Raw genomic sequence first — 26,609 nt, 5'->3', positions numbered from 1 at the left:
GGGGGTTTTACGCCACAGCCTGCAATTCCGTGACGACGCGGTTCCGGCCGCCGTTCTTGGCGCGGTAGAGGGCCGTGTCGGCGCGGTGCAGCACCACCTCGAAACTCTCACCTGCGCCCTTCGCCATGGCGATGCCCGCACTTGCGGTGTTTTGAAGCGGGCCTGAGACGGTTTCCACCTGGGCGTCGGCGAAGATCGCGCGGATGCGTTCCGCGCTCGTCGTCGCCAACTGCATCGAGGCGGCGCGCATGATCAGGACGAACTCCTCGCCGCCGGTGCGGGCGACGATGTCGCCGGCCCTTCCGTTCTGGCGTAGAGCATCTGCAAAGAGCCGCAGCACCGCGTCGCCCGTCGAATGGCCATGGCGGTCGTTGACGGCCTTGAAGTGATCGAGGTCGAAGGCGATCACGGCATCGCCGTCACGCAGCATCTGGACGGCGAAGCTGTCGAACAGCGCGCGCCGGTTCAGGAGGCCGGTCAGAACGTCCGTACGCGCTTCCAGATGATGCCGCCGCGCCGCGCGCTGGTTGTTGAGACCGAGCGATATAGCGCCGATCCCGGTGATCCCGGTGATGCACATGATCGCGTTGAACTGCTCCGCCCAGTTGTCGGGGTGGCGATGCAGCACGAAGTCGCCCTCATGGGCGAGGATCGTGCCGCACGCGAAGAAGGACAGGGCTGCCAGACCGTAGAGGACGGTCATCACCGCGATCGAGGAAGGCGCCTCGGCGCGCACGCTCCAGTACCGGAGTGCCGTTGCCGCGAGCAGCGCTGCCGCCAGGAAGTTGAAGGTGATGAGGCCGAGGCCGTCGAGGCCGAGCAGGATCGGGACCGTCACGGAAAGCGTGATGCCCGCGAGAAGAAGAACGGCAAAGAATGCCGGTGTGCTTCGGCCGGTGAACTGGCGCGATGCGATGAAGACGAGGCCGAAGCCGAAAATCTCCATGGCGTAGGCGAGCGCCACGGTCGGCATGACGTCCGGCGGTGTGCCCATGGACAAGAGCACACCCAGACCGAGCAGGGCGATGCCCAGCATCCAGTTGACGAGGAACCGATCAGAGCGGCTCTGAAGCCACGCATTGCCCAACGCCACCGCAAGAGCGATGGAGCAGATGCCGGCGGCAAGGAAAAGTGAGTTCTGGTCGATCGTCATGCCGCAAACCGTAGCACGCGCGTGTTTGCTAAAACTGAAATGCTGGCGCCAAGCGACCGCAAGGTGCGATCTTGGTGAACAGTTCCTCACTCCGGGGAGCGATCCCTACAGCGGGATCGCGGTGTTCTGCTTGATGTCCTTGAGCACGAGGTTGGTCCGCACATTGGCGATGCCCGGCAGGCGGAACAGAAACCCTTCCAGAAAGCGATTATAGGCGTCCAGATCGGCGCACACGACACGCAGATGATAGTCGGCCTCACCGGTCGTGGCGAAGCAGTCCAGTACCTCCGGCCGCTTCTGCACCTCCGCGATGAACGTATCGACATGCCGGTGGTCGTGGCGCGTCAGCATGACATGCGCGATCGCATGGAATTGCAGACCGGCCATCGGCGCATCGAGCATCGCGGCGTAGCGCCTGATCAGGCCCATCTCCTCCAGCGCCCGCACCCGCCGCCAGCAGGCCGACGCGGACATGCCCGATCGCTCTGCCAGATCTTGGTTGGAGATGCGCGCATCGTCCTGCAACACGCGCAGCAATCTGCGATCCTGTTCCGATAAAGTTTCCGCCATTTCTGCTCCAGTCGGGTAATTCTTCCGAAATCGTATTTCATTCGGCAGATTTTGTCATCAATCCCCATTCCAGCGGCCATTCTGGCAGGTTCTTCCACGCGTTGCGGGTTACACTGTCGCTCAGGCCCGTCCGCAAGGACGCACCCAGGAGGCAGCCATGACCGCGCATCCACCGCTTCGCGATTTATCGCGCTACCGGCTCGAAGATCGCTATGCGCAAACCTCCGGGCGCGTCTTCATGACGGGCACGCAGGCGCTGATCCGCATCGCGCTCGATCAGGCGCGGCGCGACCGCGAGGCGGGGCTCAGGACCGGCGGCTTCATCTCGGGCTATCGCGGATCGCCGCTCGGCGGCGTCGATCTCGAACTCTGGAAGAACAAGGCGCTGGTCGCCGAGCGCGGCATCGAGTTCCTGCCGGCGGTGAACGAGGACCTCGCAGCCACCGCCGTTCTGGGGTCGCAGCAGGTCGAAACCCATCCCGACAGGGAAGTCGAGGGCGTCTTCGCCCTATGGTACGGCAAGGGGCCGGGCGTGGACCGCGCGGGCGATGCGTTGAAGCACGGCAACGCCTACGGCTCTTCGCAGCATGGCGGCGTTCTGGTCGTCGCGGGCGACGATCATGGCTGCGTGTCGTCGTCGATGCCGCACCAGTCGGACGTCGCGTTCATGGCGTGGTTCATGCCGACGCTGAACCCGGCAAGCGTGTCGGAATATCTCGCCTTCGGCGAATACGGCTACGCGCTGTCGCGGTTCTCGGGCATGTGGGTCGGCTTCAAGGCGGTCTCGGAGACGGTGGAATCGGCCGCCTCGTTCGCGCTTCCCGCCGACCGCACGTTCAACGCTCCCGATTTCATGGCCCCGCCCGGCGGCCTGCACTACCGCTGGCCGGATTTGCCCGGACCGCAGATCGAAGAGCGCATGGAGGCCAAGAAGCAGGCCGTGTTCGCCTTCGCCGAGGCCAATCCCATCGATCGCCACATCTTTGACGTGAAGCACGCCCGCTTCGGCATCGTCACCACCGGCAAGGGCCATCTCGACCTGATGGAGGCGCTGCGGCTGCTCGGCATCGGCGAGGCCGAATGCCGCGACCTCGGCATCGACATCTACAAGGTCGGCATGGTCTGGCCGCTGGCGCGGCGCGACGCGCTCGACTTCGTGCGCGGCAAGGAAGAGGTTCTGGTCGTCGAGGAAAAGCGCGGCATCATCGAGAGCCAGTTCAAGGAATATTTTTACGACTGGCCGGGCCACAAGCCGCGCGTCATGGTCGGCAAGCGCGACGAGACCGGCGCGCGGCTGATCCCCTGGACCGGCGAACTGTCGCCACGCCAGCTCGTGCCAATCGTGGCAAAACGTCTCGACGGCATCTTTCCCGGCCACGGCTTTGCCGAGCGTGCGGCCCGGTTGACCGGCCAGCCGGCAATCTCGATCAGCGTCGAGGGCGCGACACGCACGCCCTATTTCTGTTCCGGCTGCCCGCACAACACGTCCACCAAGGTGCCGGAAGGTTCCAAGGCGCTGGCAGGCATCGGCTGCCATTTCATGGCAAGCTGGATGGACCGCGAGACGACGTCGCTGATCCAGATGGGCGGCGAGGGCGTCAACTGGGCGGCATCCTCGCTGTTCACCGGCAAGGGGCACATCTTCCAGAACCTCGGCGAGGGCACCTACTACCATTCCGGCTCGATGGCGATCCGCCAGGCGATCGCAGCCAAGGCCAACATCACCTACAAGATCCTCTACAACGACGCGGTCGCGATGACCGGCGGCCAGCCCGTCGATGGACCCGTCAGCGTCCACGCGATCGCGCAGGAAGTGCGGGCGGAAGGCGTCGCGCGCATCGCGCTCGTCTCCGACCATCCGGAAAAATTCTCCGTGCGCGATTTTCCCGCCGGTGTGACGATCCACCATCGCCGCGACCTCGACGCGGTCCAGCGCGAATTGCGCGACATCGCGGGCGTCTCGGTCCTGATCTACGAGCAGGTTTGCGCCACGGAAAAGCGCCGCCGCCGCAAGCGCGGCACGATGGAAGACCCGAAAAAGATCGTCGTGATCAACGAACTGGTCTGCGAGGGGTGCGGCGATTGTTCGGTCGAATCGAACTGCCTGTCGGTCGAGCCGGTCGAGACGGAGTTCGGAACCAAGCGGCGCATCAATCAATCCTCATGCAACAAGGACTTTTCCTGCACGAACGGATTCTGCCCGAGCTTCGTGACGCTGGAGGGCGCCACCCGCAAGAAAAAAACCGGCCTGCAGGTCGACCTCGCGGCGCTCGCCGCCGACCTTCCCGAGCCCGACCTGCCGACGCTCGACCGGCCTTACGATCTCCTGATCACCGGCGTCGGCGGCACCGGCGTCGTCACCATCGGCGCGCTGGTGACGATGGCGGCGCATCTCGAGGCGAAGGGCTCGTCGGTGCTCGACTTCACCGGCTTCGCGCAGAAGTTCGGCCCGGTTCTGTCCTTCGTGCGCCTGGCCGCGACGCCCGGTGCGATCAACCAGGTGCGCATCGACACAGGCTCGGCCGACGCGCTGATCGGCTGCGACGTGGTCGTCTCGTCGTCGCCGAAAGCCTCCGCATCCTATCGCCCCGGCATGAAGGCGGCGCTCAATCTGGCGAAGATGCCGACCGGCGACATCGTGCGCCGGCGCGATGCCGACCTCGCCGTCGACCGCCGCGTCGCCGCGATCCGCGCAGCCGTGGGCGAGGGCGCGCTGGACGCGATCGATGCCAACGCGCTGGCCGAAGGCCTGATGGGCGACACGGTCTTCGCGAACGTCATGATGCTGGGCTTCGCCTGGCAGCTCGGGCTCGTGCCGCTCGGTCACGCCGCGCTGACGCAGGCCATCGTGCTCAACGGCGTCGCGGTCGAGGCGAACCACCGCGCGTTCCTGCTGGGGCGCATCGCGGCGGCGCAGCCGGAGACGCTGGCTGGCCTGCTCGCGCCGCCCAAACCCGCAAGCGAAACGCTCGACCAGATCGTCACGCGGCGCGAAGCCTTCCTGACCGACTATCAGGATGCGGCCTATGCCGCGCGCTACCGTTCGATCGTGGATCGTGTCCGGGTCGCGGAAAAGCCCCTTGGCTCCGAGGGTCTGAGCGAGGCGGTCGCGCGCGCGCTGTTCAAGCTGATGGCCTACAAGGACGAATACGAGGTCGCGCGGCTGCACACGCAGACGGGCTTCGCCGAGCGCCTGTCCCGCGACTATGAAGGCGACTTCAGGATCGTGCATCACCTTGCGCCGCCGTTTCTGGCGTCTGGAAAAGATGCGCGCGGGCGTCCCCTCAAGCGCAGCTTCGGACCGTGGATCAGGACGCCGTTCGCCCAGCTCGCACGCATGAAGCGGCTGCGCGGCACGCCGCTCGACCTCTTCGGCTACACCGCCGAGCGCCGCATGGAGCGCGACCTGATCGGCTGGTACGAAGGGGTCATCGACCGCGCGCTGGCCATGCTGTCCGCCGACAACCATTCAGCACTGCGCGAGGCGCTCGCCATGCCGATGCAAATCCGCGGCTACGGTCCGGTCAAGGACGAGGCGGCCAAACGCGTGCGGGCTGCCGTAGACGAGGCGGTGGCGAGGTAACGCGCGGTTTCATGCGAACGATCCCCCACTTCGCCATCTCAAGGCATCCCCACCCACTTCGTCATGCTCGGGCGGAGCCTTGAGCGTAGCGAAAGGCGCAGACCCGAGCATCCATGCCTCGCCGGTTCCATCGCTCGGTGGTGCAGAACTTGGCACTCCTGCGACCATTCGCGACCGCGAACCATCGTGACCACCCCGCCCGTCACCAACTGAAGAGGCATGGATTCCCGGGTCTCCCTCCGCTTCGCTCCAGTCGCCCGAGAATGACGAAGGTGGGGTGGTTTCGGCTGGGCCACGTTCGGAGGCGGTGACGGTTTTCGGTGAGCTTCACCCACCCTTCGCCATCCTCAAGGCAGAACCTCCCAGCTTCGCCATCTCAAGGCATCCCCATCCACTTCGTCATCCTCGGGCGGAGCATTGAGCGAAGCTCGATGCGCAGACCCGGGGATCCATGCCTCGCCGGTTCCGTCGCAGGGTGGTGCAGAACCGGGCGCGCGTGCGACGATCCGAGATGGCGAACCATCGGGACCACCCCGCTCGTCACCAACGGGCGAGGCATGGATTCCCGGGTCTCCCTCCGCTGCGCTCCAGTCGCCCGAGAATGACGAAGTTGAGGTAGACCGCCGGTGGAAAGATTTCCGCATCGCCAAAACCGTTTCCGACGCCCGATCAATCACTTGCGAAATACCCCCTCCGAACTCCCCGCCATTTTATCCACCCCCTCCCATCCCGCGGGATAATCCCGCCGCCTTGACCAAAGAGGCGCGGAGGATGCGATGGACTGGAAGGCCGCGATCGAGACGAATCGTCAGGCGCTGAAGCGCGTGATGGTAACCCTCGTGGCGATGGCCTGCATCACCGCCGATTGCCGCCCGACCCTGCCGCGCCATCTCCACCGCGCCGTGCTGCGGCTGCTGCGCCCGGCGGAAGCCGCAGCGCGGCGGCTCATCATCGTCGCCGCGCATGGGCTCGTCGTGACCCCGCCGCCGGCACGTCCGCGAAAGCGCGAGGCCACCCCCGCCGTGCCCGCTCCGCGCAGCTTCGGCATCGCCGCCGTCATGCCGTCAGCCGGGTTCGCGCGCCTTCCCGCCGGGCAGGCCGCAAAAGGCCGCGCCACGCGCACGCATGTCCTGCCGCTGTTCGATCCGGTGCGCCTGCCGGGGCGCGCCCGCCGCCGCTTTGTGCCGGCGCATGCGGCGCCGCGCATTTGCGTCCCCGGCGCCACGGCGCGGCATCGGCTCCCGCCGCCGCCCGCGCCCGACGATCCGCTGGACGCGACGCGCCTTAACCTCAGGCTCCGGGCGCTTGCCGCGGCACTCGACGACCTGCCGAAGCACGCCCACCGTTTTGCCCGCTGGCGGGCGCGTCAAAGCCGTTCAACTGCGCACAACGGCCCGCGCCGCCTGTCGCCGCTGAAGCCCGGCCGCCCGCCCGGTTATCGGCTGAGACCGACACACGAAATCCACGGCATCCTCGCCGACCTGCATCATTTCGCACGCGAGGCGCTGGACCCGCCGGATACGTCGTGACGGCAGCGCTCGCATGGACAGCCCCGTGTTTACCCCCACCCCTAACCGGTCCTGGGCGAGCCACGCGTCTCGCCCGTCCTGCGGACCCCCACAAGGGGGAGGGGAACACATGCGCGCAGCCTCGACACCAGCGTTGCTGGAAATGGCGGGACACCAACGTCTCCCTCCCCCTTGTGGGGAGGGGTAAGGGGTGGGGGTGCGACGCGTGGCTCGCCCAGGATGGGTTAGGGGTGGGGGTCCGCAGGATGGGGAAGACACCCGCCCTCGATCACGCAAATAAAATGGACCGCGTCTGTCGGCGCGGGCCATACTCGCACGTCCTGAGACCAAGCAACGAGGAAGCCATGCTTTACGCCCTTCTCTGCTACAACAACGAAGCTGCCGTTTGCGGTCTTTCCAAGGAGGAAGACGACGCGATGATGGAGCGCGTGCGCGGCGCGGAGGCCAAAATCACCGCCAGGAGCACATTCGGACCGCGCCTGCGCCTGATGCCCACGACGGCCGCGACCTTCGTCAAGGCCGGGCAGGATCCGCTGGTGGTCGATGGGCCGTTCGCCGAAACCAAGGAACAGTTGCTCGGCTTCTGGGTGGTCGACTGCGCGTCGCTGGAAGACGCGATCGAAGCCGGCAAGCACCTCGCCCGTGAACGCGAATTCGGCGGCATCGAGGTCAGGCCGATCGCGGCCTTCGCACCACAAGAGGAATAAAGTGCCCGACATCTCCTGGATCGACCAAGCGCTCTCATCCGTCCGGCCCCAGGTGGTCGGCGCGCTGATGCGCTATTTCCGCGACCTCGATACCGCGGAAGAAGCCTTTCAGGAGGCGTGCCTCAAGGCCCTTAAAAACTGGCCGCAGAAGGGACCGCCCCGCGATCCCGCCGCCTGGCTCATTTTCGTCGGGCGCAATGCGGCGATCGATACGATCCGCAAGTCGAGCCGCAACGTCGCGCTGCCGGACGAGGAAAAGCTCTCCGACCTCGACGATGCCGAACCCTCGATGGCGGAGCGGCTCGACAATGCCGATTATCGCGACGACGTGTTGCGCCTGCTGTTCATCTGCTGCCATCCCGACCTGCCGGCAACGCAGCAGATCGCCCTTGCCCTGCGTATCGTCTCGGGTCTCTCGGTATCCGAGATCGCCCGTGCGTTTCTCGTCTCCGAAGCCGCGATGGAGCAGCGCATCACCCGCGCCAAGCGCAAGGTCGCGGCCGCCGGCGTCGCATTCGAAACGCCCTCGGCCGTGGAGCGCGTCGAGCGGATCGCGAGCGTCGCCGCGATGGTCTATCTGCTCTTCAACGAAGGCTATTCGGCCAGCGGCGGGGACGCGCATATCCGCGAGCCGCTCTGCGACGAGGCCATCCGGCTCGGCTATCTCCTGCTGCGGCTCTATCCGGCCGAACCGGAGCTGATGGGGCTGACCGCATTGATGCTTTTCCAGCATGCGCGCGCGCCTGCCCGCATCGATGCCGAGGGCGAGATCATCCTGCTCGAGGATCAGGATCGCGGCCTGTGGCGCGGCAAGCTGATCGCCGAGGCAGGTGCGCTGATCGAGAAGGCGGCGCGGCACGGACGGGCCGGCTCGTACCAGCTTCAGGCGGCGATCGCCTATGAGCACGCCAAGGCGAAGACGGCCGCCGACACCGACTGGATTACGATCGACCGGTATTACCAGATACTGGAGCAGCTTACGCCATCGCCGGTCGTGACGCTGAACCGGGCCGTCGCCGTCTCGAAGCATGCGGGGCCGGAGGAGGCGCTTGCGCTGATCGAGCCGCTTTCCGGCCCGCTTGCCGGTTACTTTCATTTCCACGGCGTGCGTGGCGCGTTTCTCCAACAATTGGGACGTGTCCGTGAAGCGCGCGGCGCTTACGAGAAGGCGATTTCGATCGCCAACACGCCCGCCGAAGCCGCACACATCCGGCGGCATCTGGACCGGCTGCAGCAGCCCCAGTCCGGGCGGGCCCGCGCCGAGCTATGAGCCAGACCCGTCTTGCGCGCAACGCTTCCGCCGCGTCATCGCACGTCGCGCCAAACGCGTCGATTTTCAGGCCCGCAGCGAGGCTCCATTAGGTGCTTTTTAATCTTGTCCCGACATCAGTGAAGCGGGCGCCTGCAACTTGCGGGCAGGATGGGGCGATCCGGCATGAGGCTGTCGGATCACGACGCGAGACGTCGGGGGTCAAACGTGTTTTTCGCTAATCTCAACATTTCGCGCAAGCTCGGGCTTGCGTTCTTTGCCGTCGTTGCAACGATCATCGCGATGAGCGCGGCGATCTACTGGAACCTGTCGGCCACACGCGCAGCGGAACAGCAGCGCGTTTCCGTGGACCGGATACTGGAAGAGGCCAACGGCGCGGAATTTCGTCTCTCACGCCAGGAAAACAGCTATCGCGGCTTCCTGCTGACCAATGACGCCTACTACATCGAACGGCTGGAACGCCACCGCGATGCCTTCGACGCGCATCTCGCGACCATTCGCGATCTGGCAAATGGCGACGCGGAACTGGTCGCCGCCGTCGATGCGGCCGCAGCCGCGAAGAGCGCCTGGTGGACCAATGTCGTCGAGGCAGGCCAGAAATTCGCCGCCGACCCGATCCATCGTTTCAAGGCTGTCGACATGGTCGGACGAAACGGCAGCGCGGACGACTACATGGAGGGCATCGAAAGCGCCATCGACACGGTCAGTGCCAACGCAAACGCGAAGATCGCGGACGCTCGCGCCACCGCGTCGGCCGCGCTCGACTTCAACCAGACCGTCCTGCTGATCGGCGTGATGTGCGGCGTGCTGATCGCGAGCGCGCTCGGCGTCCTGTTGAGCCGCATGATCGCAACGCCGGTCAATGCGCTGACGCAGGTGATGGGCCGGCTGGCTTCCGGCGACAATTCGGTCGAGATTCCCGCCGTCGCCCGCAAGGACGAGATCGGCGAGATGGCCAGGGCCGTGCTGGTGTTCAAGGACGCCGCGATCGCGAAGATCCGTCTCGAGGAAGAAACCGGCCATGCCCGTGTCGCCGCCGAGGGCGAACGCTCGCGCAACGAGATGGAGAAGGCGCGCGAGGCGGAAGAAGACCACATCGCGATCTCCAATCTCGCATCCGGCCTTTCGGCGCTCGCCAATGGCGACCTGACGTTCCGCATCACCGCGCCGTTCGCGCCGAAGACCCAGAAGCTGAAGGACGACTTCAACGTTACCGCCCAGCAATTGCAGGAGACGATGGCCGATATTTCGGGCGCGATCGACGGCATGCGCAACGGCACGGGCGAGATCAGCCAGGCGGCCGACGATCTGTCGCGCCGCACCGAGCAGCAGGCTGCAAGCCTGGAAGAGACGGCAGCCGCCCTCGACCAGATCACCGCAACGGTGCGCAAGACGGCTGAAGGTGCTCATCAGGCTTCGGACGTGACCAATCAGGCGCGTATCGGTGCCGAGAAGTCGGGCGCCGTAGTTCGCGAAGCCGTCGCCGCCATGGCGCAGATCGAGCGTTCCTCGCAGCAGATCGGCCAGATCATCGGCGTGATCGACGAGATTGCCTTCCAGACCAACCTTCTCGCGCTCAATGCGGGTGTCGAGGCGGCGCGTGCGGGCGAGGCGGGACGCGGCTTCGCGGTCGTCGCATCGGAAGTGCGCGCGCTTGCGCAACGCTCCGCCGAAGCGGCCAAGGAGATCAAGGGCCTCATCTCGACATCGACGCAGCAGGTCGACCAGGGCGTCGATCTCGTCGGGCAAACCGGCGTGGCGCTGGAAAAGATCCTGGCGCAGGTGTCGGAGATCACCGGTCTCGTGACGGAAATCGCGGCATCCGCCCGCGAGCAGTCGACCGGGCTGGGCGAGGTCAACTCGGCCGTCAACCAGATGGACCAGGTCACGCAGCAGAATGCGGCCATGGTCGAGCAGTCCACGGCGGCAAGCCACAGCCTCGCGCAGGAAGCCGACGATCTCGCGCGGCTGGTCTCCAAGTTCAGGCTTGGTGCACAGTCCGAGGGTCATCCGGCGCGCAAGGTCGTCGCCGCGCGCACCGTGTCCCGGCCGCAACCGCGCCATTCGGCTCCGGCCCTGAAGACGGTATCGAGCGGTGGCGGTCAGGCGGCGGCGCTGCTCGCCCAGCAGCCGGCCGACGAGGGCTGGGAAGAGTTCTGAGGCACATCATGAGCACAGCCACCGCTTCCACCGGCCGCCAACAGGAACTGATCGCCTTCAAGGTGGGGGAGCAGGAATTCTGCATCGACGTCATGTCCGTGCGCGAAATCCGCGGCTGGGCGCCCGCCACCCCGCTGCCGCACGCCCAGTCCTTCGTGCGCGGCGTGATCAATCTGCGCGGGACCGTGCTGCCGATCATCGACCTGAGCGCCAGGCTCGGCTTCGGCTTCACCGAGCCCGAAGCGCGCCACGTCATCATCGTCGTGCGCTCCGGCGATCAGGAAGCGGGCCTTCTCGTGGATGCGGTGTGCGACATACTGAGCGTCACCGAAGACATGATCCAGCCGACTCCGGCGGTGGCGAGCGATACGGTCAAAGCCTTCATCCGCGGCATCCTCGCGGTGGACGGGCGCATGATGGGGCTTGTCGGTCTCGACCACATCCTGCCCGGGCGAGAGGCGGAAGCCGCATGAGCACCGCCGCCCGGTCGCCCGCCAACGATCGTAAGAAGACGCTTGTCGAGGGCGAGTTCACGTTCACCAATGACGACTTCGTGTCGATCGCGCGGATGCTGTACGACGACGCCGGCATCGCGTTGCAGGAAAGCAAGGCGTCGCTCGTCTATTCCAGGCTTGCAAAGCGGTTGCGGGCGCTGGGGCTCGAGAGCTTTCGCGATTACTGCCGGTTCGTGGCCGGCACCGACGGCGTCAGCGAACGCCAGAACATGCTCGCGGCGCTCACCACCAATGTGACGCGCTACTTTCGCGAACCGCACCATTTCGAACATCTGAAGTCGAACGTCCTGCCCGAGCTGATGACGCTGGCGCGCGCGCGCGGCCGCGTGCGCTTCTGGTCCGCCGGTTGCTCGACGGGGCAGGAGCCTTACTCCATCGCGCTGACGATCCTCGGCATGATGCCGGACGCGGCCGACCATGACATTCGCATCCTGGCGACCGACATCGATCCGAACGTGATCCGGACCGGGCGCGCGGCAGTCTACTCCGACGAGGCCGTGCAGCCGGTGCCTGCCGCCCTGCGCGACCGCTGGATGGTGCGCGTCAAGGACGGTGACCGCGAGGCCTGGGGTGCCGGAGACGAGATGCGGCGCATGGTGTCCTTCCGCGAGCTCAATTTGATGGGCCACTGGCCGATGAAGGGCACGTTCGACGCCATCTTCTGCCGCAACGTGGTGATCTATTTCGACGAACCGACGCAGGCGCGCATCTGGACGCGGTTTGCGCCGCTGCTGAATCCGGGCGGGCGTCTCTATGTGGGTCATTCGGAACGCGTTACCGAAATGAAGCGCTTCGAAACCGACGGGCTGACGACCTATCGTCTGAAGGACGCCTCTGCATGAGTCAGGTGAAGGTTCTCGTCGTCGACGACAGCCCCACGATGCGCAGCCTGATCTCCGCGGTGCTGCGCCGCGACCCTGAGATCACGGTCATCGGCCAGGCCGGCGATCCGCTGGAAGCACGCGAAGCGATCAAGCAGCTCAATCCCGACGTCATCACGCTCGACGTCGAGATGCCCAACATGAACGGGCTGAGCTTCCTCGAGAAAATCATGCGGCTGCGCCCGATGCCGGTCATCATGGTGTCGACGCTGACGCAGAACGGCGCCGATGTGAGCCTTGCGGCGCTCGAACTTGGCGCGTTCGATTGCATCGGCAAGCCGATGGCCGGCGTCCCGGCCGAGATCGCCTTTGCCGACCTGCCGAACAAGGTGAAGGCGGCCGCACTCTCACGGGTAAGACCGGTGGGCGACCGCGCTTCGACAGGCGTCGGAGACGGCGTCTTTCGGTCAGACGGGCGCATCGTCGCGATCGGGTCTTCGACGGGTGGTGTCGAGGCATTGCTGACGGTGCTGTCGGCCTTTCCGGCGAACTGCCCGCCGACCGTCATCACGCAGCACATGCCCGGCACGTTCACCAAGAGCTTCGCGGAACGGCTCAATCGCACCTGCGCCGCGCATGTGTCCGAAGCGACTGACGGAGCCGCGCTCGAAGCGGGGCAGATCTACCTCGCGCCCGGCGGAGACTGCCACCTTCAGGTAGTCGGCACGACGCAAAGCCGTTGCAGGCTCGTTGCCGAGCCGACAGTGAACGGACATCGCCCGTCGGTCGACGTCCTCTTCCAGTCGCTCGCGAAGACAGCCGGCAAAGCTTCGGTCGGGGTCATCCTGACGGGCATGGGCCGCGACGGCGCGCAGGGCCTGCTTGCGCTGCGGCAGGCCGGCGCTCTGACGATCGGGCAGAACGAATCCACCTCGGTCGTCTACGGCATGCCGAAAGTCGCCTTCGAGATCGGCGCGGTTGCCCGGCAACTGCCGCTCGAGCGTATCGGCCCGGACATCATCAGCCAGTGCAATGCCGCCTACGCGGCGGAGGCGGCACGATGAGAGGCAGCCTCGCCGATCGCCTGGGCCATCGCATTCATGTGGTTCAGGGCGAGCAGCACGTTACCGACGATGCCGAGACGGTGCTGATCACGCTTCTGGGAAGCTGCGTCGCCGCCTGCATGCGCGACCCGCTCGCCGGCATCGGCGGCATGAACCATTTTCTGCTTCCCGGCGGGCGCTCGCAAAACTTCGATACGCAGGCGCAGCGTCACGCCGTCCATGCGATGGAGCTGCTGGTCAACGCTTTGCTCAGTCGCGGCGCGCGCCGCGAGCGTCTCGAATGCAAGCTCTTCGGCGGTGCCCGCCTGATCGACGGACTGACCGACATCGGACGTCAGAACGCCGATTTCGCCGAAGGGTTTCTGGCTGCCGAGGGCATCCGCCATGTCGGCGGCAGCCTTCGCGGAGAGCATGGCCGCAAGATCCAGTTCTGGCCGGTCTCCGGGCGTGCGCGCCAGTCGCTGATGGAACGCGAGAACTTGCAGGTGTTCGATGCCGAGCGGCGCATTCGCCCGGTCGCGCCACCCGAGAGCGACGGCGCGGTCGAGCTGTTCTGACCATCGCGCGCAGATGCGGCGGCCGTTTTTCGGATTGTCGAAAATTCCGGACCGTTTCTGGTTTTCGCGAAAACCTGAAATGATCTAGAACAGATCGACGTTGCCGGCGGCCGCTTCGTCCTTGCGCTCGATCGCTTCGGTGGTGGAGCCGATCGCGCGGGCGAGTTCGGTGAGCTTGAGGGCGCCGGTCGCTGCGCTCGTGTCGACGCGCCAACCGGGAAGCGAGGCACCGCGTATGGCGCGCAGGAAATCCGCGATGCCGGCGATACGCTGCGCGCTCAGATCGGCATCCTGCATCGCCTTGACATAGTCACGGTCAGCCGCGCCCGTCGCCCATGTCGTCTTCGCGATCGCCGCCTGGTTGTGGTCGATGCGGCGCGCGATGTCTTCAAGCTCGACCTGGATGCGGGCAAGCACATCCGTGATCGGCTCTGCGCGGGTGTCCTGGTCGTGCCGATGCGGGAGGCTCATGCGGTCCTGGCCCTAGTGCAGCTTGCCGACGATCGCTTCGAGGGCGCGTCGCAATTGGTCCGGGTTGAACGGCTTCGTCAGATAGTTGTTGAGGCCGAGCTTGCGGCCTTCGTCCAGCACGGCGCGGTCGGGGCTGCCGGTGAGGATCATGAAAGGCGTGCGCGAGGTCGGCTTGTAGGTGCGGATCGCGTGCAGCAATTGCAGCCCGTTCATCTTCGGCATGTTCATGTCCGAGATGATGAGGTGCGACGGCGTCGTCATCATCATCTTCATCGCCTGTTCGCCGTCGGGCGCAACCTGAATGTTGCGGAATCCGAGCGTCTCGAGCGCATCGCGAAGGAGCAGGCGGCTTGTCGTCGTGTCATCGACAACGAGAATCCTCAGTTGGGCTAGAAGTGACATGGTTCAGTACCCTTGTTGCGACTGGTCCGGGCGCTTCGCGCGGCCTGTTCCAGATGAGCAATCTGCGCTCTGCTTGTTGTTGCGTGCCGCGTGACCCGGTTCCCTCGATCCGTGTTCGCGTGCGTCCCTGTGCAGTCCGGTCTCAGTTCGGCAGTCCCTGTGCCGCGTGGTCGTTCATCAGCACGCTGTCGAGCGCGATGAGGCTGATCATGCGGCCTTCCATTGCAATCACGCCCTTCATGAAGACGCGGGCGAGTTCCGACGCGACGTTCGGCGTCGGCTGGATCGAGCCGGAATTCACGGTCAGGATGTCGGAGACCGCGTCGACCAGAAGTCCGATCGTCTGGGTGCCGACCTGCGTGATGATGATCACGTGGCGGGCGCTGGGTTCGGCCGGCCGAAACCCAAGCCGGGCGGCCAGATCGACCACGGGCAGCACCGCGCCGCGCAGGTTAATCACGCCCTTCACATAGTCCGACGCGTGCGGCAGCGGCGTCGTCGGCGTCCAGCCGCGGATGTCGCGCACCGACATGATGTCGACGCAGAATTCCTGCTCGCCGAGGCGAAACGCGATCAGCTCGCTGGCTGTAGCGGCGTCCTGTTCCCTGATCTGCATCATGCTGCATTCCTCTTGCGAATTGCGTCCGCGCGCGCGGCCTCTGAGCGCGAGCCCGCCACGATTGCATCGACGTCCAGAATGACCGCCACGCGGCCGTCGCCGAGGATGGTGGCGGCGGCGACGCCGAAGACGTGGCCGTAATTGGCCTCGAGGCTCTTGATGACGACCTGCTGCTGGCCGATGATCCCGTCGACCATCAGTGCGCATTGCGACTGGTTTTCCGTCTCCACCAGAACCGCGACGCTGTGCGTGGGCTGCGCCTCGTCGCTGCGATAGCCAAGGACGCTGCCGACATCGATGAGCGGAATGAAGGAGCCGCGGATCGCGATCACGCGCGCGCTTTCGCCCAGCGAATGCACCTCGCTCGCCTTCGGCTGAAGGGTCTCGACGATCGCGGACAACGGGACGACCAGCGTCTGGCCCGCGACCGTCACCACCATGCCGTCGAGCACCGCAAGCGTCAGCGGCAGGCTCAGCGTGAAGGTCGTGCCCTTGCCTGGGCGCGATGTGATGGTGATGCGGCCGCCGAGCGCCTGGATGGAGCGGCGGACGACGTCCATGCCCACACCGCGCCCCGAGACGTCCGAAATGGTTGATGCCGTGGAGAAGCCGGGCGCGAAGATCAGATCATCGATCTCGGAATCGGTGAGCTGGAGGTTCTCTTCGATCAGGCCCTTGCCGATGGCGATCTCGCGCACCTTGGCGCGATTGATGCCGGCGCCGTCGTCCGACACTTCGATGACGACGCGGCCCGACCGGTGGGCCGCGATCATGCGCACGACGCCTTGCTCCGGCTTGCCGGCCGCCACGCGCTTTTCCGGCGATTCCAGCCCGTGATCGATCGCGTTGCGGATCATGTGGGTGAGCGGATCGGCAAGACGCTCGATGACGGTCTTGTCGACCTCGCAATTCTCGCCTTCGGTCACGAGACGGACGGACTTGCCGGTCATGTCGGCGACTTCGCGAACCACGCGCGACATGCGCTGGAAGATCGGGCGCACCGGCTGCGCGCGGATCGCCATCACCGAATCCTGAATCTCGCGCGTCAGGTTCTCGAGATCGTCAAGGCCGACCGCGACGTCGGAGAGCCGGGCGATGCCCGCCTCGGTCACGCGCTGGGCCAGCATCGACTGGTTGATGACGAGTTCGCCGACGAGGTCGATCAGGCGGTCGACGCGGTCGAGATCGACGCGGATCGTGGGTTGCTGCGCGGTGGCGGCCTGGACCGGCTGACTGGCGGCGGCGGGCGATGTCCGCTCGGCCGGCGGTGCGATTTCGGCGACGGTGACCGGTGCGATCGGCGCGAGGACCTCGACCGGCTCGTCGGCGGGGACGAGGTCTTCCATCGGCTGCGCAACAACATCGGCGGTGCCGTCGAGATTCAGGCGGCGGGCGATCGACAATTCGCAATCGAACTCGACGAACTCGAAGATCTCGCGCACCGCTGTTTCCGCGGCATCGGTCTTCAGCTCGATCTTCCAGGTGAGGTAGGCGCCTTCCGGGTCGAGTTCGGAGAGGAGCGGAACCGTGTCGGTCTCGCAGGTGACGGTCATGTCGCCCAGCCGCCCAAGCTCCCGCAAAAGCCGAAGCGCGTCGTTGGCCTTCGCATAGAGGCCGGGAGCGGGCTTGAAGACGATGTCGTAGGTCTGGCCGGCCTCTTCCACGTCGCCGACGAGCGTGTCGAACGAGATCGCCACAGGCGCGAAGCCGAATTCGTCGACGCCCGTGTCTGCCGGCTCACTGTCCGCGTCTGCGCCGAAATCGAACGCGACCGGGGTCGGCGCAAAGCCGAACTCATCGGCCTCGAAGCCGTCACCGATGAGCGGCTGCGGCATGGCCTCCGGCACCGGCGCGGCATGTGCGCCGCCGGCGCGCGAGAGCTCGTCGCTCATCTGCGCGACGCGGGCCTGATCGGGCTCGCCGCCGTCGCGCGAGATGCGGACGAGATCGGCAAGGATGTCGGCGGACCGGAGCATCAGTCTCACGATCTGCGGCGTCGCGTCGAGCTTGCCGCTGCGCATGCCGTCCAGCGTGGTCTCGAAGGTGTGGGCGAAACGCACGAGATCGTCCAGCCCGAACGCGCCGGCCCCACCCTTGATGGAATGCACGGCGCGGAACACGGCGTTGATCGTCTCGACGTCGCCTTCCTCGCGCTCGATGGTCATCAAGCCCTGCTCAAGCTCCGCGAGCTGTTCTTCGCATTCCTGGAAGAAGGTCTGCTTGATGGCTGCCATCGTGTCCATGGGATCGTCTCCTCGTGGGCTCAGGCAGCGACGCGGTTGATGGCGTTGACGAGCTTGACCGGGTCGAACGGCTTGATGATCCAGCCGCTCGCGCCCGCGCGGCGCGCGCGGTCCTTCTTCTCGTCCACGCTTTCCGTGGTCAGCACGAGGATCGGGATGGCGCGGTGCTTGTCGCTGCCGCGCACGGCCTCGATGAAGCCGAAGCCGTCCATGCGCGGCATGTTGATGTCGGTGATGATGACGTCGGGCGTGCAGCCTTCGAGGACTTCGAGCCCGTGCACGCCGTCTTCCGCCTGAAACACCTCCATGCCGGCATCCAGAAGGGCGGCCTTGAGCATTTCGCGAATGGTGCGGGAATCATCGACGGTGAGGATCGTCTTGGACATGGTCAGTGCCTTCCCATCGGATGAGCCGAAAAATGTGTGAGGTCGAGGCCGGCAATCCGGATCGCGTCGACAAAGGCAGGCGAGGGCGTGTCGATCGCGAGTTCCGCGCCGTCGACGGTCCATGTGGCGGCGGCCGAGATGAGCACCTGCAGGCACTGTCCGCCGACGCGCTCGATCCCGGATGCGTCGAGAACGACGTCCTGTCCGCGCGCGGCTGTCAGCTCGAGCGCAAGAGGCCCGGCCGCCTTGATGTCCAGATGTTCCGGAAGCCTGATCCTCGCAGTCGCGGCTTTCCCCATGCCCCTAATCCCCGAAATGCTGTGCGGTCGGATGCATGGAGGTGGCAGGGCTGCGATCTGCCCTCGTCATGGACCCGCGATCGCGAATGGCGAAGGCTGCCGGCTGCTTCCAGCGCAGTCCAAAAAGGGTGGTCGAAAGACGCAGAAACGCCATCAGGAAACCTGAGCCACGCTGTCGCGTGGCGATGCATCGACGATGAATGGCATTCCGGTCTCGGCCGGATCAGGAGCGCGGCATCATGCCTTTGGTCAATGTCCACCAAGCCCCGACGCCTGCATAGCGGAGCATTGGTTTCATGACGATTAACAGGGGGTCGCGTGTTACGGAGGGCTCATCTCACGCAACGGAAGCGTGGCGCGCTTTCCGCGTGCCACGACAGAGATCGGGCGGCGCTCATGAGCGCCGCCCGAATGGCGATCAGGCGTTCTGCGCGGCGACCACGATGATCTCGACGCGATACTTCGGAGCGGCGAGCTTTGCCTCTCCGGTCGCACGTGCCGGCGTGTTGGCAGGATCGACCCAGGCGTCCCACGCCTCGTTCATCTCGGCGAAATCGGCCATGTCCGAAAGCCAGATCTGCGCGGACAGGATGCGCGCCTTGGACGAACCCGACAGCGCCAGCAGGCGGTCGATCTCGGCCAGGATGGACTGCGTCTGCTCCTTGACGGTCGTACCCTCGCCGACCTGTCCGGCCAGATAGACGATGCCGTTGTAGATGTTCGACTGGCTCATGCGCTTGCCGGTCTCGTGGCGGATGATGTCCATGACGTTCCTTTTCCTTGTCGTTGCTGCTTCCGCGCGAGTTCTATTGGCTCATCCGTCGACCGGCAAGGCGTTCAGACGAAACGCTCGCGTTCCGCTTCGACAATTTCGGCGATGAAGGCCGAAACCGCCTGCACGCGGCGCAGGGGGCGAACGGTTTCGTGGTAGACCAGCCAGTAGCCGCGCCGGATCGGCGCAACGACGGGAACCGGCACCAGATCGTCGTGGACGCGCGCGATGAAGGTGTGGAGGATGCCGATGCCGGCCCCCGAACGGACCGCCTCGACCTGGCCGAGCGCGGAAGAGACCGCGAAATCCGCCTGCCAGCCAGGCATGATCTCGGGGCCGTAGTCCAGCGACGGGCTGATCAGCAGATCGGGTACGTAGCCGACGAGCCGGTGGCCAACCAGATCGGCCGCCGTCTCGGGAAGGCCGTTCCTGTCGGCATAGGCGCGCGACGCGAAGAGGCCGAGCGTGTAGTCGACCAGCTTGCCGGCTACGAGCCGCCCCTCGGTCGGGCGTTCGACCGTGATCGCGATGTCGGCCTCTCTTCTGGACAGCGAAAACGAGCGGGGGACCGGCACAAGCTGGATCGCCAGGCCGGGATGGCGCTCGGCCAGCGCACCCAGCCGCGGCGCCAGGAACGCGACGCCGAAACCGTCCGGCGCGCCGATGCGCACCACGCCGGAGACTTCGTCGCTTTCGCCGGCGATATCCGCCCGCGCGGCGATCATGTCGGCCTCGATGCGCTCCGCCACGGTGACGAAGCGATCGCCCTCCGCGGTCAGTTCCGAGCCCGTCGTTAGCCGGCGAAAGAGTTTTGCGCCAAGTGCCTTCTCAAGTGCTGCGATACGGCGCGACACCGTCGCATGGTTGAGCTCCAGACGCCGCGCCGCGCCAAGGATCTGGCCTGCGCGCGCCACCGCGAGGAAAATGCGAACGTCGTCCCAGTTCATGTCATCAGCTCCGGGCCGGTCCGCTGAGGACGGCCATTTCGCATTGCACCAAATCATGAGCGGAGATGCAAGTGCAGCAATTCATGCACAACGGTTGCGGATTTGCTCGCGTTGCATTCGCGTCCCTAAAGCGGGACAATGGCCGCAAATTCAGGGAGAAAATTCATGCTCGAGATCGGACATTTCATCGGCGGCAAGAAGGTCGCCGGCACGAGCGGCCGCACGCAGAACGTCATGCAGCCCATGGACGGATCGGTGCGGGGCACCGTCGCGCTCGCCTCCAAAGAGGAACTGCGCGCGGCTGTCGAAAACGCCAAGGCCGCGCAGATCGGCTGGGCGGCGACCAATCCGCAGCGGCGCGTGCGCGTTTTGATGAAATTTCTCGATCTCGTTCAGAACGAATACGACGAGTTGGCCGAGACGCTGGCCCGCGAGCACGGCAAGACCATTGCCGACGCCAAGGGCGATATCCAGCGTGGTCTTGAAGTCGTCGAAGTGTGCATCGGCGCGCCGCATCTGATGAAGGGCGAGTTCACCGACGGCGCCGGTCCCGGCATCGACGTCTACTCGATGCGCCAGCCGCTCGGCGTGGTTGCCGGCATCACGCCGTTCAACTTCCCGGCCATGATCCCGTTGTGGAAGATCGCGCCTGCGATCGCATGCGGCAATGCGTTCATCCTCAAGCCGTCCGAGCGCGATCCGTCCGTGCCGATCCGCATCGCCGAACTGTTCCTCGAAGCGGGCCTGCCTGCCGGCGTGCTGAACGTCGTCAATGGCGACAAGGAAGTGGTCGACGCGATCCTCGACGATCCGGACATCAAGGCTGTCGGGTTCGTCGGATCGACGCCAATCGCGCAGTACATCTACTCGCGCGCCACGGCGAACGGAAAGCGCGCGCAGTGCTTCGGCGGCGCGAAGAACCACGCGATCATCATGCCGGACGCCGACATGGACCAGACCGTCGATGCGCTGATCGGCGCCGGCTATGGTTCGGCCGGCGAACGCTGCATGGCGATCTCGGTCGCGGTGCCCGTGGGCAAGGAAACCGCCGATCGGCTGATCGAAAAGCTGGCCCCGCGCGTCGAGAGCCTCAAGGTCGGCCCGTCCACCGACAATTCGGCTGATTTCGGCCCGCTCGTGACCAAGGAAGCGCTGGAGCGCGTGAAGGGCTATGTCGATACCGGCGTCGCGGAAGGCGCGAAGCTGGTGGTGGACGGCCGCGAGTTCAGCCTGCAGGGCTATGAAAACGGCTACTATATGGGCGGCTGCCTGTTCGACGACGTGACCGCCGACATGCGCATCTACAAGGAAGAAATCTTCGGGCCGGTGCTTTCGGTCGTGCGCGCCGACACCTACGAAAAGGCGATCACCTTCGCCAACGAACACGAGATGGGCAATGGCGTCGCGATCTTCACGCGCGATGGCGACGCGGCGCGCGATTTCGCATCCCGCGTCCAGGTCGGCATGGTCGGCATCAACGTGCCGATCCCGGTGCCGATCGCCTACTACACGTTCGGTGGCTGGAAGGCGTCGTCCTTCGGCGATCTGAACCAGCACGGCGCGGATGCCTTTCGCTTCTACACCAAGACCAAGACGGTCACCTCGCGCTGGCCGTCCGGCATCAAGGACGGCGCTGAGTTCGTCATACCGACGATGAATTAGCGGCTCCGGCACAAATACAAAACGCGAATTGAATGGGCGTCTTCGGGCGCCCTTTTTCGTTTCCGAACAAGTTCCTTTCCAGTCCGTAAAGAAAACGTGATGGAACGTGGAGGGCTTGTTTTTCCTTGGTTTCGCAACGGCCCACGCATCCGGCGCGGGTTTTGACGAAGCGAAAGCCGATCCTGCTCTAACTCGAAATACAGCCGGTTCGGATCAAGGAGAGAGTGCCATGGCACGCAGTTTGATTCTGATCTCCGCGTTCACCGCTTACGCGGTCCTGTCAGCTTCCCCGATCGCCTCGGCGACAAATTCCGAGGTCACACTTCCGCAGGCGCAGGCGGTAACCCCCGTGCAGGATACGCCTGCTCTCGCGGCGAACATGCTGCCCATGTCGATGTGCGGCGTGCGCGATCAGGTGGTGAGCGAACTTTCGCAGCAGTTCAAGGAAACCCCGATGGCTGTCGGACAGGTCGACGGCAATGCCGTGGTCGAAATCTTCGTGTCCGACGGCGGTAGCTGGACGATCCTGGCGACCGGAACCGACGGCACGAGCTGCATCGTCTCGGCCGGCGAGGGTTTCGAGAGCACGTCGCTCGTTCGTGGCGTGGATGCGTGAGCGATTAGCTAACGCCGGCCTGCCTGATGCGCGAGTTGTGACAGCATCGCCATCAGGCGATGTGCTTCGCTCGCGGCACGATGTTCGTTTCCGTCCAGAATAGCCTTGATCAGCCCGACATGATGCTCCGCCGACTGGGCCAGGCCTGAATCGGCCTGGTAGCGATACCAGAAGCGCCGGCTGTGCGTCTGGAGCGGTGCAGCGACGCGCACCGCATACTCATTGTCCGAAGCGGCGGCTATCACCTCGTCCAGCAATTTGTCGGCCTCCAGAAACGCGATCGTGTCGCGCGCCTCGACGGCCTTGCTCATCGCGTGAGCGGCGGAGTGCAGACTTGCGCGCGCATCCGCCGACGCGTGGCGCGCCGCCGAGCGCGCGAGTACGGCTTCCACGCCACGCCGCGCTTCCACGACCAGGGTCCAGTCCGCAGCGCGAAGCGGCGCGATCGCGAGGCCGGAGCGCGGGCGCACTTCGAGCAGGCCGTCCCAGGCAAGCCGCTGGATCGCTTCTCTTACCGGCGTCCGGCCGACAGCCAGCCGCTCGATCAGCGCACCCTCCGTCGTGATGCTGGAGGGCGCGAGTTCCAGTGTCACGATCATCCGTTCCAGCACCCTGTGAGCACGCACCGCCGCGCCCTCCTGCGGGGTTTCAATGATCTGCACTTGGGTCGCTGTATCGGTCATGCGCGTTGATATATCAGAGTCAGAATCGCATTGACAGGCCCTCGTGGCGGAGATATATCACTGATATATCAGATGGAGATCAGTCATGTGGGCAGGCGTAATCCCGGCGGTTACAACGAAATTCACCGAGTCTGACACGCTCGATCATGCGGAAATGGAGCGCTGCTTCGGTATCCAGATGGATGCCGGCTGCGATGGCCTCATCGTCTGCGGCTCGCTGGGCGAAGGACCGATGCTGCATGCCGACGAGAAGCTCGCCATTCTCAAGACGGCGCAGTCCGCCGCGGCTGGCAAGCCGGTTCTGCTGACGGTGAACGAAGCGGCGACGCGCGATGCCTGCGCGCTTGCCAGGCAGGCGGCGAAGGCCGGAGCCGACGGCCTGATGGTCGTGCCGAGCCCGATCTACCACACCAATCCCGCCGAGACCGTCGCGACGCTCAAGGCGGTCGCGGAGGCCGGCGACCTGCCGATCATGATCTACTCCAACCGTCTGGCCTATCGCGTCGACGTGACGATCCCGATCATGGAAGAACTCGCCGCCGACAAAAGGTTCGTCGCGGTCAAGGAATCGTCCGACGACATCCGCCGCTCGACCGAGATCATCAACGCATTCGGCGACCGGTTCGATCTCTTCACCGGCGTCGACAATCTCGCCTATGAGGCGTTGTCGATCGGCGCCATCGGTTGGGTGGCGGGGCTGGTCACCGCCTTCCCGCGCGAGACGGTCGCGATCTACCAGCTCATGAAGCAGGGTCGCCGCGACGAAGCGCTTGCCATCTATCGCTGGTTCCGCCCGTTGCTCGACCTCGACGTCTCGACCTATCTGGTCCAGAACATCAAGCTTGCCGAAGTTCACGCGCTCGGCACCAATGAGCGGGTTCGCATGCCGCGCATGCCGCTCTCGGGCGAGCGTCGGGTGGCGGTGGAGAAAGTGATCACCGATGCGCTGGCGGTACGGCCGAATCTGCCGTCATTCTGATCCGGTCCGTCAGCGAAGGCGGTGAGCGGCATGACACACACGATCGATAGTGCCGTTATAGGAGCGGGCATTATCGGCTGCGCGGTCGCGGCTGCGCTGTCGGATGCGGGCAGGCAGGTCACGGTTTTCGACCGGACCGGCATTTGTGACGAAACCAGCGCCGGAAACGCGGCTGCGTTCGCCTTCTCGGATGTTCTTCCTTTGGCGCAAAAGGGCATGGTGCGAAACCTGCCGCGATGGCTGTCCGACCCACTAGGGCCGCTCTCGATACCGCCCGCCTATCTGCCGCAGCTTCTTCCCTGGCTGTGGCGTTTCTGGCGGGCGGGCAGTTCCCGGCATCGCGAGGCGAGCCTCGCCGCCCAGGTCTCCTTGATGCGGCTTGCCGAAAGCGAGTGGATGGCGCTGCTCGATCGCTCCGGCACGCGGGCCATGCTGCGCGAGGACGGCTCGCTCGAGCTTTATGAGAGCGAAAGTGAGTTCGAGGCCTCGCTGGCCGGCTGGGGCGAGCGGGAGCGCTTCGGCATCGAATTCCGTCATGTCGCGGGTGATGAACTGGCCGCCCTCCAGCCGGGCCTGTCGCCGCGTTTCGTGAAAGGTACCTTCGTTCCCGGCTGGAAGACGGTCTCGGATCCTCAAATCCTTGGCAAGGCCGTCTTCGCGCATGCGCAACGCGGCGGCGCGATCTTCGAAAAGCGCACGGTCGAGCGGATCGACGCGGACAGCCGCGGCGGCGCGCGCATTCGCTTCACGGATGGCGAGGAGGTTGCGTGCCGCAAGCTCGTCGTCGCGGCCGGCGCCTGGTCGCATCGGCTGACGGCGATGATGGGCGATCGCATCCCGTTGGAGACCGAGCGCGGCTACAACACGACGCTTCCCGCGGATGCGTTCGACGTGCGGCGCCAGCTCATCTTCTCCGGGCACGGCTTCGTCATCACGCCGCTCGAAACCGGGTTGCGCGTGGGCGGCGCGGTCGAGCTTGCAGGGTTGGAGCGCGCGCCGGATTATCGCCGTGCCCGCGCAATGCTCCAAAAGGCCGCCAGCTTTCTGCCGGGGCTCAGGACCGAGGGCGGTCGTGAATGGATGGGCTACCGCCCGTCGCTGCCTGATTCACTGCCCGTGATCGGCTGCTCGACAGCCTCTCGCGATATCGTCTACGCTTTCGGCCACGGCCATCTCGGTCTCACGCAATCGGCCGCCACCGGCCGTCTGGTGCGTGATCTCGTGCTCGGGCAGGCCGCGCCCATCGATCTGTCTCCCTTTTCCGCGCAACGGTTCTGATTTCATGGCACGACATTCGTTCTTCTGCATCGACGGCCACACCTGCGGAAACCCGGTACGCCTCGTTGCCGGCGGCGGGCCCATTCTCGACGGCGCGACGATGATGGAGCGCAGGGCGCACTTTCTCGCCGAATATGACTGGATCCGCAAAGGCCTGATGTTCGAGCCGCGCGGTCACGACGTGATGTCCGGCTCGATCCTCTATCCGCCGACGCGCGACGATTGCGACATCGGCATCCTGTTCATCGAGACGTCCGGCTGCCTGCCGATGTGCGGGCATGGCACGATCGGCACGGTGACGATGGCGATCGAGCATGGGCTGGTGACACCCAAGACGCCCGGCACGCTGCGGCTCGACACGCCCGCCGGCCTCGTGATCGCCGAATATCGCCAGGAGGGGCAGTATGTCGAGGAGGTCCGGATCACCAACGTCCCGTCCTTCCTTTATGCCGAAGGGCTCGAGGTCGAGTGCCCCGATCTCGGCCCCTTAAAGGTGGACGTCGCCTATGGCGGCAATTTCTACGCGATCGTCGAGCAACAGGAAAACTACCGGGACATGGCCGATCACTCGGCTGGCGACCTGATCGCCTGGAGCCCCGTGCTGCGCGAACGGCTCAACCAGCTTTATTCATTCGAGCACCCGCTGGATCCTTCCATCAGCCGATTGAGCCATATCCTGTGGACCGGCGTGCCGACTGTGGAGGGTGCGGATGCGCGCAACGCCGTGTTCTACGGCGACAAGGCGATCGACCGTTCGCCCTGCGGGACCGGCACGTCGGCGCGGATGGCGCAGCTTCACGCGAAGGGCAGGCTCAAGGCCGGCGACACCTTCGTGCACGAATCGATCATCGGCTCGCTCTTCAAGGGCAAGGTGGAGGGCGAAACCAGCGTGGGAGAGCGGCCGGCGATGGTTCCTTCCATCGGCGGATGGGCGCGCATGACCGGGCTGAACACGATCTTCATCGACGATCGGGATCCGTTCGCGCACGGCTTCTCGGTACTGTAGGCGATTGCGGCGAAAGCATGGAATCGACGCGTTATCCAGGGCAGGATTTCAGGGGAATACGCCAAAAAGATGCGGACAAACGCAAGGAAATTGCGTGAAAGACAGGAGAATCCAGTGCCGGAAGCAAGGACATTGCGCTGTGCCAGTGCTAGCTTCCGTCTTGGTCCAAGCGGCTGGTAGCAACCATCGGGGGCGTCGGTTCGATGCGACAGCAAGTGCTGCCGCAGCCGAATTTAGACGTTGCAATCCACCGTCGTCGGACTACCACTAGGGGACCAAAGAAAAGGGATGCGTCTTCCGGCGACATCCTCGGGGAG

At 65.4% G+C, this 26,609-nt stretch carries 25 protein-coding genes; 14 read left to right on the top strand and 11 right to left on the bottom strand.

Annotated features, from left to right (window positions below; genetic code table 11):
* Positions 1-7: 7 nt before the first annotated feature.
* Entirely contained in the window at positions 8-1,153 is a 1,146-nt protein-coding gene (locus AAFN55_RS20045) for a GGDEF domain-containing protein (protein WP_347800741.1), read from the bottom strand.
* 105 nt (positions 1,154-1,258) lie between these two features.
* The gene (locus tag AAFN55_RS20040; RefSeq protein ID WP_347800740.1) at positions 1,259-1,723 is read right to left on the bottom strand and encodes an Lrp/AsnC family transcriptional regulator; all 465 of its coding nucleotides are present in this window, start codon (positions 1,721-1,723) and stop codon (positions 1,259-1,261) included.
* 157 nt (positions 1,724-1,880) lie between these two features.
* On the opposite strand from AAFN55_RS20040, the gene AAFN55_RS20035 reads away from it, so the two are divergent.
* The 9 genes from AAFN55_RS20035 (at position 1,881) to AAFN55_RS19995 (ending at position 13,929) form a co-directional block, all read left to right on the top strand.
* Positions 1,881-5,306 carry an indolepyruvate ferredoxin oxidoreductase family protein gene (locus AAFN55_RS20035; RefSeq protein WP_347800739.1) on the top strand — a complete coding sequence of 1,142 codons (3,426 nt, stop codon included), beginning with the start codon at positions 1,881-1,883 and terminating at the stop codon, positions 5,304-5,306.
* A gap of 776 nt (positions 5,307-6,082) precedes the next feature.
* Positions 6,083-6,835 (top strand): hypothetical protein, encoded by a 753-nt coding sequence (locus AAFN55_RS20030; RefSeq protein WP_347800738.1) that lies wholly within the window; start codon positions 6,083-6,085, stop codon positions 6,833-6,835.
* Between the two features lie 344 nt (positions 6,836-7,179).
* Complete coding sequence (locus tag AAFN55_RS20025; protein ID WP_347800737.1) at positions 7,180-7,542, top strand: YciI family protein; 363 nt, start codon at positions 7,180-7,182, stop codon at positions 7,540-7,542.
* A 1-nt stretch (position 7,543) separates the two neighbouring features.
* Complete coding sequence (locus AAFN55_RS20020; protein ID WP_347800736.1) at positions 7,544-8,812, top strand: RNA polymerase sigma factor; 1,269 nt, start codon at positions 7,544-7,546, stop codon at positions 8,810-8,812.
* Positions 8,813-9,019: 207 nt separating this feature from the next.
* Positions 9,020-10,972: a methyl-accepting chemotaxis protein gene (locus AAFN55_RS20015; protein WP_347800735.1), complete on the top strand. Its 1,953-nt coding sequence runs from the start codon at positions 9,020-9,022 to the stop codon at positions 10,970-10,972.
* 8 nt (positions 10,973-10,980) lie between these two features.
* Positions 10,981-11,445, top strand: coding sequence for a chemotaxis protein CheW (locus AAFN55_RS20010; protein WP_347800734.1), 465 nt, complete (start codon positions 10,981-10,983; stop codon positions 11,443-11,445).
* Positions 11,442-12,329 (top strand): protein-glutamate O-methyltransferase, encoded by an 888-nt coding sequence (locus tag AAFN55_RS20005; protein ID WP_347800733.1) that lies wholly within the window; start codon positions 11,442-11,444, stop codon positions 12,327-12,329. The genes AAFN55_RS20010 and AAFN55_RS20005 overlap by 4 nt, the downstream gene beginning before the upstream one ends.
* A complete protein-coding gene (locus AAFN55_RS20000; protein ID WP_347800732.1) occupies positions 12,326-13,372 on the top strand; it encodes a chemotaxis response regulator protein-glutamate methylesterase in 1,047 nt (348 codons plus the stop codon). Before AAFN55_RS20005 ends, AAFN55_RS20000 begins: the two co-directional genes overlap by 4 nt.
* Positions 13,369-13,929: a chemotaxis protein CheD gene (locus AAFN55_RS19995; RefSeq protein ID WP_347800731.1), complete on the top strand. Its 561-nt coding sequence runs from the start codon at positions 13,369-13,371 to the stop codon at positions 13,927-13,929. Before AAFN55_RS20000 ends, AAFN55_RS19995 begins: the two co-directional genes overlap by 4 nt.
* 84 nt (positions 13,930-14,013) lie before the next feature.
* Here AAFN55_RS19995 and AAFN55_RS19990 read toward each other — a convergent pair whose 3' ends face one another.
* The 8 genes from AAFN55_RS19990 to AAFN55_RS19955 form a co-directional block, all read right to left on the bottom strand.
* Entirely contained in the window at positions 14,014-14,400 is a 387-nt protein-coding gene (locus AAFN55_RS19990) for a hypothetical protein (protein WP_347800730.1), read from the bottom strand.
* Between the two features lie 12 nt (positions 14,401-14,412).
* A complete protein-coding gene (locus AAFN55_RS19985; RefSeq protein WP_347800729.1) occupies positions 14,413-14,802 on the bottom strand; it encodes a response regulator in 390 nt (129 codons plus the stop codon).
* A gap of 142 nt (positions 14,803-14,944) precedes the next feature.
* Complete coding sequence (locus tag AAFN55_RS19980; protein WP_347800728.1) at positions 14,945-15,421, bottom strand: chemotaxis protein CheW; 477 nt, start codon at positions 15,419-15,421, stop codon at positions 14,945-14,947.
* Entirely contained in the window at positions 15,418-17,664 is a 2,247-nt protein-coding gene (locus tag AAFN55_RS19975) for a chemotaxis protein CheA (protein WP_347800727.1), read from the bottom strand. Before AAFN55_RS19975 ends, AAFN55_RS19980 begins: the two co-directional genes overlap by 4 nt.
* 20 nt (positions 17,665-17,684) lie before the next feature.
* The gene (locus AAFN55_RS19970; RefSeq protein WP_347800726.1) at positions 17,685-18,050 is read right to left on the bottom strand and encodes a response regulator; all 366 of its coding nucleotides are present in this window, start codon (positions 18,048-18,050) and stop codon (positions 17,685-17,687) included.
* 2 nt (positions 18,051-18,052) lie between these two features.
* Positions 18,053-18,349: an STAS domain-containing protein gene (locus AAFN55_RS19965; RefSeq protein WP_347800725.1), complete on the bottom strand. Its 297-nt coding sequence runs from the start codon at positions 18,347-18,349 to the stop codon at positions 18,053-18,055.
* Positions 18,350-18,767: 418 nt separating this feature from the next.
* A complete protein-coding gene (locus tag AAFN55_RS19960) occupies positions 18,768-19,115 on the bottom strand; it encodes a RidA family protein (RefSeq protein WP_347800724.1) in 348 nt (115 codons plus the stop codon).
* Positions 19,116-19,186: 71 nt separating this feature from the next.
* The gene (locus AAFN55_RS19955; protein ID WP_347800723.1) at positions 19,187-20,068 is read right to left on the bottom strand and encodes a LysR family transcriptional regulator; all 882 of its coding nucleotides are present in this window, start codon (positions 20,066-20,068) and stop codon (positions 19,187-19,189) included.
* Positions 20,069-20,233: 165 nt separating this feature from the next.
* Here AAFN55_RS19955 and AAFN55_RS19950 point away from each other — a divergent pair, with 165 nt between their 5' ends.
* Both AAFN55_RS19950 and AAFN55_RS19945 read left to right on the top strand, forming a co-directional pair.
* Positions 20,234-21,730, top strand: coding sequence for a CoA-acylating methylmalonate-semialdehyde dehydrogenase (locus AAFN55_RS19950; RefSeq protein ID WP_347800722.1), 1,497 nt, complete (start codon positions 20,234-20,236; stop codon positions 21,728-21,730).
* Positions 21,731-21,959: 229 nt separating this feature from the next.
* Positions 21,960-22,346 (top strand): hypothetical protein, encoded by a 387-nt coding sequence (locus tag AAFN55_RS19945; protein WP_347800721.1) that lies wholly within the window; start codon positions 21,960-21,962, stop codon positions 22,344-22,346.
* 8 nt (positions 22,347-22,354) lie between these two features.
* Here AAFN55_RS19945 and AAFN55_RS19940 read toward each other — a convergent pair whose 3' ends face one another.
* A complete protein-coding gene (locus AAFN55_RS19940) occupies positions 22,355-23,029 on the bottom strand; it encodes a GntR family transcriptional regulator (RefSeq protein ID WP_347800720.1) in 675 nt (224 codons plus the stop codon).
* Positions 23,030-23,114: 85 nt separating this feature from the next.
* Between AAFN55_RS19940 and AAFN55_RS19935 the strand changes: the two genes are divergently transcribed.
* The 3 genes from AAFN55_RS19935 to AAFN55_RS19925 are packed head-to-tail and all read left to right on the top strand — an operon-like array spanning position 23,115 to position 26,292.
* Positions 23,115-24,008 (top strand): dihydrodipicolinate synthase family protein, encoded by an 894-nt coding sequence (locus AAFN55_RS19935; RefSeq protein ID WP_347800719.1) that lies wholly within the window; start codon positions 23,115-23,117, stop codon positions 24,006-24,008.
* A gap of 30 nt (positions 24,009-24,038) precedes the next feature.
* Positions 24,039-25,286, top strand: coding sequence for an FAD-binding oxidoreductase (locus AAFN55_RS19930; protein WP_347800718.1), 1,248 nt, complete (start codon positions 24,039-24,041; stop codon positions 25,284-25,286).
* 4 nt (positions 25,287-25,290) lie between these two features.
* A complete protein-coding gene (locus AAFN55_RS19925) occupies positions 25,291-26,292 on the top strand; it encodes a 4-hydroxyproline epimerase (RefSeq protein WP_347800717.1) in 1,002 nt (333 codons plus the stop codon).
* Positions 26,293-26,609: the final 317 nt, after the last annotated feature.

It is taken from the genome of Mesorhizobium sp. CAU 1732, from assembly GCF_039888675.1.
Taxonomy (GTDB): Bacteria; Pseudomonadota; Alphaproteobacteria; order Rhizobiales; family Rhizobiaceae; genus Aerobium.
The sequence above is the reverse complement of the archived record's forward strand: the minus strand, read 5'-3'. Positions and strand labels throughout refer to the sequence as shown.